This is a genomic window from Streptococcus sp. LYSM12 (assembly GCF_004569635.1).
Lineage (GTDB): Bacteria > Bacillota > Bacilli > Lactobacillales > Streptococcaceae > Streptococcus.
On sequence record NZ_SPOZ01000004.1, the window covers coordinates 70341 to 83917 of the forward strand.

At 40.4% G+C, this 13577-nt stretch carries 11 protein-coding genes; 1 reads left to right on the top strand and 10 read right to left on the bottom strand.

The window, feature by feature from the left end; all coding sequences use genetic code 11:
- Positions 1–51 precede the first annotated feature (51 nt).
- Complete coding sequence (locus E4T79_RS02050) at positions 52–408, top strand: hypothetical protein (protein WP_135027141.1); 357 nt, start codon at positions 52–54, stop codon at positions 406–408.
- Positions 409–1109: 701 nt separating this feature from the next.
- Here E4T79_RS02050 and glnA read toward each other — a convergent pair.
- From glnA to E4T79_RS02105, 10 genes are all read right to left on the bottom strand, one after another.
- Positions 1110–2456: a type I glutamate--ammonia ligase gene (gene glnA / locus E4T79_RS02055; protein WP_135027142.1), complete on the bottom strand. Its 1347-nt coding sequence runs from the start codon at positions 2454–2456 to the stop codon at positions 1110–1112.
- A 50-nt stretch (positions 2457–2506) separates the two neighbouring features.
- Positions 2507–2866, bottom strand: a complete 360-nt coding sequence (locus E4T79_RS02060; protein ID WP_135027143.1) for a MerR family transcriptional regulator — start codon at positions 2864–2866, stop codon at positions 2507–2509.
- An 85-nt stretch (positions 2867–2951) separates the two neighbouring features.
- Entirely contained in the window at positions 2952–3464 is a 513-nt protein-coding gene (locus tag E4T79_RS02065) for an aromatic acid exporter family protein (protein WP_167752600.1), read from the bottom strand.
- Between the two features lie 360 nt (positions 3465–3824).
- Entirely contained in the window at positions 3825–5024 is a 1200-nt protein-coding gene (locus tag E4T79_RS02070; RefSeq protein WP_135027147.1) for a phosphoglycerate kinase, read from the bottom strand.
- Positions 5025–5170: 146 nt separating this feature from the next.
- Complete coding sequence (gap, locus tag E4T79_RS02075; protein ID WP_075105329.1) at positions 5171–6181, bottom strand: type I glyceraldehyde-3-phosphate dehydrogenase; 1011 nt, start codon at positions 6179–6181, stop codon at positions 5171–5173.
- Between the two features lie 1136 nt (positions 6182–7317).
- Positions 7318–7932, bottom strand: a complete 615-nt coding sequence (locus tag E4T79_RS02080) for a hypothetical protein (RefSeq protein ID WP_135027149.1) — start codon at positions 7930–7932, stop codon at positions 7318–7320.
- A 69-nt stretch (positions 7933–8001) separates the two neighbouring features.
- Positions 8002–10083 (bottom strand): elongation factor G, encoded by a 2082-nt coding sequence (gene fusA, locus E4T79_RS02085; RefSeq protein WP_135027151.1) that lies wholly within the window; start codon positions 10081–10083, stop codon positions 8002–8004.
- A gap of 592 nt (positions 10084–10675) precedes the next feature.
- On the bottom strand, positions 10676–11146 hold the full coding sequence (rpsG, locus tag E4T79_RS02090; RefSeq protein ID WP_067087676.1) for a 30S ribosomal protein S7: 471 nt from the start codon (positions 11144–11146) through the stop codon (positions 10676–10678).
- A gap of 18 nt (positions 11147–11164) precedes the next feature.
- Positions 11165–11578: a 30S ribosomal protein S12 gene (gene rpsL, locus E4T79_RS02095; RefSeq protein ID WP_018379166.1), complete on the bottom strand. Its 414-nt coding sequence runs from the start codon at positions 11576–11578 to the stop codon at positions 11165–11167.
- Positions 11579–12446: 868 nt separating this feature from the next.
- On the bottom strand, positions 12447–13496 hold the full coding sequence (locus E4T79_RS02105) for an LLM class flavin-dependent oxidoreductase (RefSeq protein WP_135027153.1): 1050 nt from the start codon (positions 13494–13496) through the stop codon (positions 12447–12449).
- Positions 13497–13577: the final 81 nt, after the last annotated feature.

The following is a 13577-nucleotide window of genomic DNA, read 5'->3' on the forward strand; positions in this document are numbered from 1 at the left end:
CTCTCATTGTTTATCCTCGTTTTGTACACACCAAAGAAAGAAGCAACAGCGATGAAAAAAGAAGTGTTTTATTATTGGGAATATTTCTGCCAGATAAATGCTGGCCTCTGTGGAATGATTGCTCTTACCATGGTCTTGTTTCCACAGTACAGCCTAATGATACGCCTGTCAAATTTTGTAAATGTTTTTTCTTTCCCTCTCATTCTAAATAGAAAAATGAAAACCAAGCTCCGTTATCGCTTTTTAATCGCTATCAGCCTCATAGCCATTCTCGATCCAATTTGGAATAAGATTTCAACAAAACCAATTCATCTAACCCCACTCTCCTTATTTATAGCCAGTCTACTACTCAGCTTATTAGCTCTAGGGAATTATTTTTATCAAAAACATGAAAAAATCCATGTGTGATAATTTCGAACAGGCATTCGCTTGTTCAAGCACTTACTAAAGGTGAACGCGTATGATTTGTTAGCTTCAGCATAAAAGATTCTTAAAAGAGATGAACACTTTTCAGTATCATCTTCACACTCCTTTTCAACATCTTTCTATTTGAATAGTTGAAATCATTTGACATATCACTAGTCAACGGAATGATTGATGATATCCGAGCTCAGAAGCCAAAAAGCAAGGTAGTGCGCGCTCAAAATTCTATTTTTAATACTCGTCAATCCGCAACTCCTCCTAGCAGTCCCTCACCTTGCTAAACTTCAGTTCTATCTTCGATTTAGAGGAGGAGAGCTTTATTATCCTTATTCCCACCTTTTACAATTCTCAGTCATGAAAGGTAGACAGATGTTCAATTTTATAGTCTTTTAGTTTATCTTTTATTATAGCCATTTCGTTTATTTTTAGTACTAGGCAAGGAGTCGCAGGTAGTTGAAATAGTTGATAACTATTTCAAGTGACAGATAAGAAAAGTGTAACTTTTCTCAATGGTACAGCAAGACGAGTGAACGAAGTAATAAAAGATAAACGAAAGGACTATATAACGTATCACATTTCCTCATACGCCAGCACATGAGGAACTAAAGAAGCTGAAAATGCATTGGTCAATTATGACTGCCACATCCAAAAACGCAAAAAGGATACACTTGGTATCCTTTTTCATGTTAATACAAGTCCAAATAATGGTCAATTTCCCACTGTGAAACATAGGTTGCATAGCTTGCCCACTCGATTTTCTTAGCTTCAACGAAGTTTGTGAAAATATGATCTCCCAACGCTGCCTTTACAACGTCATCTTTTTGCAAGGCCTTAATCGCATTATGAAGTGTGGACGGCAAGTCTACAATACCTGCCTCTTGACGCTCTGACTCACTCATCGCATAGATATTTGACTCGACTGGCGCTGGTGCTTCAATTTTATTTTCCACACCGTCTAAGCCAGATTCTAGTAGGACTGCCATAGCCAAATAAGGATTCGCAGTTGGATCGACCGAACGCAACTCCAAGCGAGTTCCCATACCACGAGATGCTGGTACACGGATTAAAGGCGAACGATTACGACCAGCCCAAGCAATATAAACAGGCGCTTCAAAGCCTGGTACCAAGCGCTTATAAGAATTGACCGTCGGATTCATAATCGCTGTGTAGCTATAAGCATGGTTCATCAAGCCACCTAAGAAATAATACGCCGTTTCTGACAACTGCATACCGCGAGTGTCTGCTGGATCATAGAAAGCATTATTACCTTGGCTATCAAAGAGTGACATATTGCAATGCATCCCTGAGCCCGCAATCCCAAACTTCGGCTTTGCCATAAAGGTCGCATACAAGCCGTGCTTGCGAGCAATGGTTTTAACAACTAATTTGAAAATCTGAATATTGTCACATGCTTTCAACACATCTGCGTATTTGAAGTCAATTTCATGTTGACCTACCGCTACTTCGTGGTGACTAGCCTCTACTTCAAAGCCCATTTGAGTCAAGACATTGACAATCTCACGGCGAGTATTATCTGCAAGATCGGTCGGCGCAAGATCAAAATAACCGCCTTTGTCATTTACCTCAAGCGTTGGATTTCCATTTTCGTCCATTTTAAAGAGGAAAAATTCCGGTTCTGGCCCCAAGTTGAAAGAGGTAAACCCTAGCTTTTCCATATGGCGCAATGCTTTTTTCAAGTTCCCACGAGGATCCCCTGCAAACGGCTCCCCTTCTGTCGTATATATATCACAAATTAAGCCTGCTACACGACCATTTTCATCCCCCCAAGGAAAAATGGTCCATGTGTTCAAATCAGGATAAAGATACATGTCTGATTCATTGATGCGGACAAATCCTTCAATGGACGATCCGTCAAACATGGCTTTATTTGATAGCACCTTATCTACTTGTTCATCAGTGGCTGGAATCTCGACATTTTTCATAATTCCTAAGATATCTGTAAACATCAAGCGAATGAAAGTCACGTTCTTCTCTTGAATATCCCGTTTGATATCCGCTACTGTAATTGACATAAATGGTCTCCTTTTTTTGTTCAAATATAAGGTTTCTAGCCATATAGTGGCTAACGAAAGATACTGGTAGGGTTAGAAAAGCGCCCTTGATTACGAAGTTCATCACGGAGAATACGACGTACATCTTCATCTGTCAAGTTTTCACCCTCTCTCTGAGGTCTAGCTTGACGATTGGCATACTCTTTTTTAATCGCTGCGATATTAAGACCCTCAGTTAGAAAATCCTTGATTTCCAATAACTGATCCATATCATTGAGCGAATAGAGTCTACGATTGCCTTCATTGCGATCTGGATAAATCAATCCCTGCTCCTCATAGTAGCGTATTTGACGGGCGGTCAAATCCGTCAATTTCATCACACTACCAATCGGAAAAACAGCCAAAGATCTACGGAATTCTTTCTCTCTCATTGATAAGCTCCTTTCTGCCTACCATTATAGGGGAAATTTATCTATTCGTCAATATCTTATGTAAGAATTTCTGACATCTTTCGTTTTATAATCTTTTTTTAATGTTATCAATGTCTGAATTTACTAAAATCGCCACAAACACACCAACAAATGTCTCAAATACACGGATAAAGACATACTGAATAGCATTGCCAGACGGAATAGACAGGGTAATGATTAAAAGAGCTGCCACTCCACCGATAATACCCGATTTGTTATTCATCGCTACATTGGTCATAATCGTTAACATGACACAAATCGGCACAACAACGAGTGTCACCAACAGATGCTCATGGAACCATTGATTTAAAATAAAAAAACATAGAGCATAAAGGCCACCAATTGAATTACCAAGGATACGTGATGCACCAAAATGCACACTCTTATCAAAATCCTCGCGCAGACTAAATACAGCTGTCAGAGCTGCAATCTGTGCTCCCTGACGACTGAAAAAACCAAAGAGTAATATCACTAAAAAAACGGCTACTCCTGATTTTAAGGTCCGCATTCCTAATTTAAACTGCTTGGGATTAAATTGATATTTCCTAAACATACAAATCCTCTCTCTTCTTCCTAGTAACGCTACTTCTCCATTATACCACTAATTTTTCAAACTAACTCTCAGTAGACCATTTCAAGGAAATAATACCTAGTGACCTCATCATGCTAGGCCAACTCTTTCAGAGCACATGAAATCACCTGCTTACGGCATCTTTTATCATCATTTGAAACAAGACAGGACGCTAGGAACTTCGTTTCAGCACAGATGCCTAGCTATCACAAAAGGGTGAACACAGTCACCCTTTTTGCTATTGCACCAATTTGCTTCCCTAGTAGCTTTATTTGTGTTCATACTAGGAAAAACGATTATCTCTCTCCTCTACACAATCCAGAGTGTGAGAGACGAATGGCAAAACCATTATTTTTCAGTCAAAGCTGCAAGACCTGGCAAGACTTTTCCTTCCAATAATTCCATTGAAGCACCACCACCAGTAGAAATCCATGAGAATTTATCTGCACGACCAAGGTTAATGGCTGCCGCTGCTGAGTCACCACCACCGATGATTGATTTCACCTCTGGTTGTTTAACAATCGCATCCATCACACCGATTGTTCCTGCTTGGAAGTCTGGATTTTCAAAGACACCCATCGGTCCATTCCACACAACTGTTTTCGCACCTGTAAGAGCTTCATCAAATTTCGCGATTGATTTTGGACCAATATCAAGACCAAGGAAGCCTGGATCAACTGCTTCATCTTCTGTATCTTTCACTTCAGTATAGCCTGCAAATGCATTTGCTTCTTTTGAGTCAACTGGCAAGATTAGTTTCCCATTTGCTTTTTCAAGAAGACTTTTTGCTATGTCAAGTTTATCTTCTTCTACAAGTGAGTTTCCAATTTCGATACCTTGTGCTTTGTAGAATGTATAAGTCATCCCACCACCGATAAGAACTTTATCCGCTTTTTCAAGAAGATTTTCGATAACACCAATCTTATCAGAAACTTTTGAACCACCAAGGATTGCTACAAATGGACGGACTGGATTTTCAACCGCTTCTTGGATGTAGGCAATTTCGTTTTCAAGAAGGAAACCTGCAACTGCTTTTTCAACATTTGCTGAGATACCTACGTTTGAAGCATGCGCACGGTGGGCTGTACCGAATGCATCATTGACAAAAATACCGTCTCCAAGAGAAGCCCAGTATTGCCCAAGCTCCGCATCATTTTTTGATTCTTTCTTACCGTCAACATCTTCAAAACGAGTGTTCTCAACCAAAAGAACTTGCCCATCTTCAAGTGCCTTGATTGCTGCTTCAAGCTCGGCTCCACGAGTTGCTCCTGGAATAAAGACAACATCTTGACCTAATTTTTCTGCCAGGTTCGCAGCGACTGGGGCAAGAGATTTTCCTTCCTTGTCAGCTTCCTCTTTCACGCGACCAAGGTGAGAGAAAAGTACTGCGCGTCCACCTTGCTCAAGAATGTACTTGATAGTAGGAAGCGCCGCTGAGATGCGGTTATCATTTGTAATCACGCCGTCCTTCAAAGGCACATTAAAGTCAACACGGACAAGGACTTTCTTTCCTTTCAAGTCAACATCTTTTACAGTAAGTTTTGCCATTTTACAAAAACTCCTATTCTTTATTTTATACTCCTTCATTATACCATATTTTGGAAATTATGGGAAAGATTTCACAAAAATTCTCACTAGAAAGCACGTTTTACATCAAAAAAAAGGGAGGTTAAACAACCTCGCCTTTCATTTTATTATTTTGCAATTTTTGCAAAGTACTCAAGAGTACGAACAAGTTGTGATGTGTAAGACATTTCGTTGTCATACCAAGAAACAACTTTCACTAATTGTTTACCGTCAACATCAAGTACTTTTGTCTGAGTTGCGTCGAACAATGAACCAAATGAGATACCCACGATATCTGAAGAAACGATAGCATCTTCAGTATAACCGTAAGACTCGTTTGAAGCAGCTTTCATTGCAGCATTTACTTCGTCAGCAGTAACGTTCTTATCAAGAACTGCTACCAATTCAGTAACTGATCCAGTTGGAACAGGAACACGTTGTGCAGCTCCATCCAATTTACCATTCAATTCTGGAATAACAAGACCGATTGCTTTTGCAGCACCAGTTGAGTTAGGAACGATGTTTGCTGCAGCAGCACGAGCACGACGAAGGTCTCCACCACGGTGTGGTCCGTCAAGAACCATTTGGTCACCAGTATAACCATGGATTGTAGTCATCAAACCTTCAACAATGCCGAAGTTATCATGAAGAGCTTTTGCCATTGGAGCCAAACAGTTTGTAGTACATGAAGCACCTGAGATAACTGTTTCAGTACCATCAAGAATGTCGTGGTTGGTGTTAAATACAATTGTTTTCACATCGTTTCCACCAGGTGCAGTAATAACAACTTTCTTAGCACCGTTTGCGTGGATGTGTTGCTCAGCTTTTTCTTTAGAAGTGAAGAATCCTGTAGCTTCAAGGACAATTTCTACACCATCAGCTGCCCAGTCAATATTTCCTGGTTCGCGTTCTGCAGAAACTTTAACGAATTTTCCGTTTACTTCGAATCCACCATCTTTTACTTCAACAGTTCCATCAAAACGACCTTGAGTTGTATCATATTTCAACAAGTGTGCAAGCATTGCTGGATCTGTAAGGTCATTGATACGAGTAACTTCAACACCTTCTACATTTTGGATACGGCGGAATGCAAGACGTCCAATACGACCGAAACCGTTAATACCAACTTTAACTACCATGAATGATTTCCTCCTTATGAAAATCGAGTTCTTTTATTTTAAAAGGGGTCACCTTTTAACTATTTGTGAAAATCTTAACTTGCAAATATCCAAGCCATCTTTCAACATTTTTATTATATACCTATTTTGCAAAAATTGCAAGTTTTTGCTTAGCTAGAAATAGGAATTTTCATTAGAATGAAACCGGGTAATTATACTGAAAGAGTCAACATTCTTACAATCAAGCTAGTCCGTACTCTATAAAAATCCTCCTATGACTAACTTTCACAATGACGAATTGTGAAAAGTTGACAAATAAAGATAGCAAAGCAACTTTCCTCTAAACCAAAGCGAAAACTATTTTTTACCTTGAGTTTTGCACAAACTTAGTATCTATCTTGTGGAATTGAACTCAGGCTAAAGGCTTGGAAAATAAAAACACAGATTTTCTAGCTTTAGCTAGCTCCAAAGGCATGGATACCTTTGGAAGCGGGAAATAAACGTTTGCAGAGCAATGCTCACTCTTATAGGGCTATCTTTTAGATATAGTTTTTCCTAACTCTAGAGATATAGTATATCTTTGGAGGTGTAGCTTCCTTTATCCCTAGACGTTATGCTTCTTTGTCATCTTTCCTAATGTTATAGTCATTTCGTTTATCTTTTATTACTTCGTTCACTCGCTTTGCCGTACTCCAGTACAGCCTGCAGCTCCTTGCCTAGTACTAAAAGTAAACTAAAAGACTATATAAGTCCCTATACAAACCCCATTCCGATGATGCAATTTCCAATAACTACCCCCGTGCGTTCCATTCCCAGAATTGACCGCATGCTCCCTAACAACATATCTACCTCTTGGTCCATAGTAGGTCCCCACTCTTCCTGAAGCCGCTGACGCTCCGTATCTATTTATGTAGGAAGCTAGATTTATATAGGATTGCTATCCGTCATCTTCACGGTTCGCATCGTGAAAGCTCTCATTTCAATACCTTGTTCAGCTTGTACAACTGCTAACGCTGGGCTTGCTATAGGAAAGAGGTTTAACCACACAACAAAGGTACATAACCGTTTTTAAATGTATTATTTTGCATAAAGAAATACCTCCTTATTTTTGATAGCCACATTCTACCAAAATAAGGAGGTTTCGTCAATGATATTTTCTATCTCATTTTTTCCAAAATAGGACGGTAGTCTTCAAAACTTACCTTATCCGAGCCATATCGAATCTCTGGGGCAATACCTGCAATGTATGCCAGAACAGGGCTTATATCCTTAACTGGTGCACCCGGTGACAATTTTATAATCCTTTTCTCATCTGACTTAGTAATGAAGACAAGCTGCGGATCATCCCCCACAATTGCCTGACCACGACGTTTAAGCGCAGCTGTCCGCTCATAGTAGATAGCAGAAACAGTATCTAAATCAATGAAGTCGAATTCCCAATTACTAATGAAATGATTCTTATAAACAGCAAGATAGAACTCTTGGTAAAAATCTGCCTTTTCTGGTAGAACAGTGACACCACCTGGCAACTCTGGAAACAGTTGCTCAAATCTTGCATAGCGAGCAATACGCTCTTTTACCTTACGATACTCTAATACTAACAAAATAACAAAAACAAGGACAACAACCAAGGGAATCCCTACTCTAAATAAGCTAGTATCCGTCCCTGCTGGTGCGTCAGTAACAAATATTCTCCAAAACAACCAACCTGCAAAAGCTACAAAAACTGTCCAGATAATAGGTGTAAATAGAAAACCTGTATCTTTCCTCATAATTCGACTCCTCCACAACTATAGAAAAGAAGATGAGGAAACTTGAATTCCTCATCTTTTAGCAGTTCATTAAGCGTTTCCACCATTTTTCTTGATGATCTCGTCTTGTACTGACTTAGGCACATCTTCATAGTGGTCAAATACCATCATGAACGTACCACGTCCTTGTGTAGCTGAACGAAGAACTGTTGCATAACCGAACATTTCAGCAAGTGGCACATAGGCACGAACAATTTGTGTGTTACCACGAGCTTCCATACCATCTACACGTCCACGACGAGCTGTTACGTGTCCCATAACATCACCAAGGTTATCTTCCGGTGCAGTAATCGTTACAAGCATCATTGGTTCAAGGATAACCGGTTGTGCAGATTTCGCTGCTTCTTTAAGGGCAAGGGAAGCTGCAACTTTAAAGGCTGTTTCAGATGAGTCAACATCATGATATGAACCATCATAAAGTTTTGCTTTCACGTCAACGATTGGGTAACCAGCAAGAACACCGTTGGCCATAGATTCAACCAACCCTTTTTCAACTGCCGGGATAAATTCACGTGGAACCACACCACCGACAATCGCATTTTCAAACTCAAATCCTTTTCCTTCTTCATTTGGAGTAAATTCAATCCATACATCACCAAATTGACCTTTACCACCTGATTGACGTTTGAAGAATCCGCGAGCTTGAGTTGAAGCACGGAATGTTTCACGGTAGGATACTTGAGGAGCACCTACATTTGCTTCCACCTTAAACTCACGACGCATACGGTCAACAAGGACATCCAAGTGAAGCTCACCCATACCAGAGATAACTGTTTCACCAGTTTCAACATTTGTTTCAACGCGGAATGTTGGATCTTCTTCAGCCAATTTAGAAAGGGCAACACCCATCTTGTCTTGGTCTGCTTTTGATTTTGGCTCCACCATCAATTGGATAACTGGCTCTGGAACATTGATAGACTCAAGGATTACTTTTGCCTTTTCATCTGTCAATGAGTCACCAGTTGTTGTATCTTTCAAACCAACGGCAGCCGCAATATCACCTGAGTAAACAGTTTCAATTTCTTGACGGCTATTCGCGTGCATTTGAAGAATACGTCCGATACGTTCACGTTTCCCTTTGGAAGTATTCATAACGTATGAACCTGAGTTAAGGACACCTGAATACACGCGGAAGAATGTCAAACGACCTACAAATGGGTCTGTCATAATCTTGAAAGCAAGAGCTGCAAATGGCTCTTCATCTGAAGCTGGACGTTCTTCTTCAGCATCTGTATCTGGATTAATCCCTTTGATAGCTGGGATATCAATCGGACTTGGAAGGTAGTCAATAACCGCATCAAGCATCAACTGAACACCTTTATTTTTGAAAGCAGAACCACACAATACTGGGAAAAATTCAACATTGATTGTCGCTTTACGGATAGCAGCTTTCAATTCTTCGTTTGTGATTTCTTCACCTTCAAGGTATTTCATCATCAAATCTTCATCTGTTTCCGCAACTGCTTCTACCAATTTTTCACGGTATTCTTGAGCTTGCTCAAGGTATTCAGCTGGAATATCTTCTTCAAGAATGTCAGTACCGAGATCATTTGTATAGATTTCGGCTTTCATTTTAATTAAATCAATGATTCCACGGAAATCGTCTTCTGCACCGATTGGCAATTGGATTGGGTGAGCATTTGCTTGCAAGCGCTCATGAAGTGTGCTTACTGAATAAAGGAAATCTGCTCCGATTTTATCCATTTTGTTGGCAAATACGATACGAGGAACCCCGTACTCGGTTGCTTGGCGCCAAACTGTTTCCGTCTGTGGTTCAACCCCTGATTGTGAGTCAAGAACGGTTACTGCACCGTCCAATACACGAAGAGAACGCTGTACTTCAATAGTGAAGTCCACGTGTCCTGGTGTGTCGATGATGTTTACGCGATGGTTATTCCATTGTGCAGTTGTCGCAGCAGATGTAATTGTAATTCCGCGCTCTTGCTCTTGCTCCATCCAGTCCATTTGTGAAGCACCTTCGTGTGTTTCACCGATTTTATGGATTTTACCAGTGTAGTAAAGAATACGCTCAGTTGTAGTTGTTTTACCGGCATCGACGTGAGCCATGATACCGATATTACGAGTTTTTTCTAATGAAAATTCGCGTGCCATTATGTTCTCCTATAGTTTAAATTTAGTTACATCTCATTATAGCATATTTTAGAAAAAAACGGATAGGCAAGACCTACCCGTTACTAAAATGTTTTTAGCTTGTAAAATAGTTAAGAAAGATACTTGTGAGTAAATGTAATAGAGATACTCACTATCACTAAAATCGCGCGCGACCAGTGAAAAAGATGGAACTCCTTTGTCTAAGAAACACTACATTGCTGTCCTATTTTCACTCTGCATGTGTCATAGCCTTATATCACCCAGTCAAGGTTCAAGCTACGACTCATTGTTTATCATCGTAACCTCAGGCGCTTTCTTGCTTTGATAGAAAAACACTTGACACTTTCATAACCTAATTGAATTTGGGCTAAACAAAGTGTGAAAAAGAGGCGAAGCTATTGTAACGTTTGTTTGTAGAACAAACTCACCTCTAGGTTCTTCGTCCGATTTTCTATTTTTCCTTGAACTCTGTATCTTCTTAATGGAGCAAGAGTTATTTACTTACCATGAAAAAGAGGAGTGTTCTTGTACATAAGTACATAGCAAGCATTTCCTATTTTTCACTAGCAAACCAACTCTCTGCATTTCAATCTTACCAACGGAAGTGTGCAAACGCGCGGTTCGCTTCTGCCATACGGTGAGTATCTTCACGCTTCTTAACAGCTGCACCGGTGTTATTTGCTGCATCCATGATTTCTTTCGCAAGGCGGTCAACCATAGTATGCTCACCACGGTTACGTGCAATTGTTACCAACCAACGAAGTCCAAGAGTTGTACGACGTTCTGGACGCACTTCAACTGGGACCTGATAGTTAGACCCACCAACACGACGAGCACGTACTTCAAGTACAGGCATGATATTTTCCATTGCTGTTTCAAATACTTCTAGCGCATCGTTTCCAGTAGCTTCCTTGATTTGATCAAAGGCACCGTATACGATAGAAGCCGCTGTACCACGTTTTCCATCAAGCATAACACGGTTGATTAAACGCGTTACTAATTTTGAATTGTAAAGCGGATCTGGCAATACTTCGCGCTTAGGCGCTTGGTTTTTACGACTCATTTATCTTTATCCCCTTTCTTACCCTTTTGGACGTTTTGTACCGTATTTCGAACGGCCTTGTTTACGATCCGTTACACCTGCTGTATCAAGTGCACCACGAACGATATGATAACGTACCCCTGGAAGGTCTTTTACACGTCCACCACGAAGAAGCACCACGCTGTGCTCTTGAAGGTTGTGTCCGATACCTGGGATATAAGCAGTTACTTCAATCAAGTTACTCAAACGTACACGAGCAAATTTCCGAAGGGCTGAGTTAGGCTTTTTAGGCGTCATTGTTCCGACACGAGTCGCAACACCACGTTTTTGTGGTGAAGAAACATTTGTTTGAACTTTTTTACGGCTGTTGTAACCAACGTTCAAAGCTGGTGATTTAGATTTTTCTACTTTAGACTTACGTGGTTTACGAACCAACTGGTTAATTGTAGGCATCTACATTCTCCTGTATAAATTTTTATTTTTGGTTGATAGAGCACTTGGTGACAGCCTCTATCCGTGTGTACTTTGCAACTATTTGTCAGCACGTCTCTGTACACTTTTGAGAGACCAAAAGTAAAAAGTACCGTTTATCATCATAACACAAACAGCCCCCTCTGTCAACTATCCCTACTGATTATTTCATGCCGCACGCATGAAGGGAGTGAGAAAGAACTCGACAGGTCAAAAAAGGGTTCAGTTTTTACCTTATTTCCTAAATTCTAACTTAGGGCTGAAACGGTCTATTCCCAGACCATTTCACTCCCACCCCTGCACAGCTCCAACAGTCAGAGTAGTGACTGTTGGAGGTTGGAAATGAAGCCAACGAGTTCGCATCAGTCGTAGAGGTCAGATTTGGAGTGGGAAACACCAACAAATATGAGTAAAAACTCCAGTGGAGCTTTTTAGCCTGCTCCTTGAAAAAAGAGCAGCATATCATTTCCAACCGTCAACGGCAGGATAGCTATTATAGTCATTTCGTTTACTTTTAGTACTAGGCAAGGAGCTGCAGGCTGTACTAGAGTACGGCAAAGCGAGTGAACGAAGGAACAAAAGATAAACGAAATGACTATAAAGCAAGCAACCACTGCGTCAACATCATTCGGTTCATAAAGGGAGAAAGCTGGGACTTATGTCCCAGCCTCTAGTTACATGTATTTTTAAATAACTTCACAAAACTTACTTTTCAATCTGACGAATCTTTTATTTTCAGCTATGATAATGCCGTTTTTTTCTAAAGAACTGCCTCTCCTATAAACAACTCTTTTCTGAAAACGAATCTTTCTTCAGGTATTTATCGTGCTAAGCATTTTATCAAAGAAGACTACTGTCCTTTAGTAGAAAAATAAGCCCGCACTTTTGGTGCAACTTTTTCACCATAAAGGCGAATCGCTTTCAACGTATCTTCGTGTGGCATAGAACCGACCGGAATATGGAGCATAAAGCTATCAAGCTTCAACTCTTCAATCACCTGTATCATCTTATCTGCCACCGTATCAGGGTCTCCAACAAACATGGCTCCGTCTTCAGCAATATTTTTTCTATAAGCTTCATAGGTCAGTTCTTTCCAAAAAGGCCTGTCCTTGCTAATAGCATCTACCAACTGTTTTGTCGGATAAAAATAATCTCGCTCAGCTTGCTCCTTATCTTCTGCAATCCATCCCCACGAATGAGCTCCGACCGTCATCTTCTCCTCATCATGTCCTTTCAAGCGCCCAATTTTCCGATACATCTCGACCAAAGGTTTGAAATAACGAGGATTGCTGCCAATAATAGCATAAACAATCGGCAAGCCTAGAGCCGCTATTTTCTGTGTGGATTCAGGACTACCTCCTGTCGCAACTTTGATCGGAAAATCGTCTTGAACGGCTCTCGGATAAACAGGTCTATTCTCTACACTTTGCGTATGCTGTCCCTGCCAATTCAAATAAATCTTGTCCTTAATAGCTAACAGCATCTCGAGCTTCTCATCAAATAAATCTTCATAATCTCTCAAATCATAACCAAATAAAGGAAAAGACTCAGTAAAAGAACCCCGTCCTACCATTATCTCTGCTCGACCATTCGACAGAGCATCAATCGTTGCATACTGTTGATACACTCGAACAGGATCAACCGATGATAGTACTGTCACAGCACTCGACAAACGAATACGCTTGGTCTTAACTGCCCCTGCCGCCAAAACAATTTCTGGCGCCGATACCGCAAAATCTTCCCGATGATGCTCACCGATAGCATATATATCAAGACCGACCTGATCTGCCAATTCAATCTCCTCCACCAAATTGCGGATTCGCTCCGCATGATCCACTGCCTGACCTGTTCTTTCTAGCAGAGTTGTCTCTCCAAATGTAGAAATTCCTAATTCAACCATCTTATCGCTCCTTTATTTTTGTTAGAAACATTTTATCACTAATTAGTGTTAAAAGAAAATCATTTGCTCATACCAATATTC